At 61.5% G+C, this 257-nt stretch carries 1 pseudogene; it reads left to right on the top strand.

What is annotated here, in order from left to right:
* Positions 1-10 precede the first annotated feature (10 nt).
* Positions 11-257 (top strand): annotated as a pseudogene (locus C0541_RS20550) (EF-Tu/IF-2/RF-3 family GTPase); the annotation flags it as partial.

Here is a 257-nt window from a genome sequence, read left to right on the forward strand (position 1 = left end):
ATAAGAGACAGTCCTGAAGCTGGTCGAGGCGCTGGATTCGTTCATTCCGGAGCCGACCCGCGACGTCGACCGTCCGTTCCTGATGCCGGTCGAAGACGTGTTCTCGATCTCCGGCCGCGGCACTGTGGTGACCGGTCGTATCGAGCGCGGCATCATCAAGGTCGGCGACGAAATCGAAATCGTCGGTATCCGCGACACCCAGAAGACCACCGTCACCGGCGTGGAAATGTTCCGCAAGCTGCTGGACCAGGGTCAGG

It is taken from the genome of Xanthomonas arboricola, assembly GCF_003353015.1.
GTDB classification, from domain to species: domain Bacteria; phylum Pseudomonadota; class Gammaproteobacteria; order Xanthomonadales; family Xanthomonadaceae; genus Xanthomonas; species Xanthomonas arboricola_E.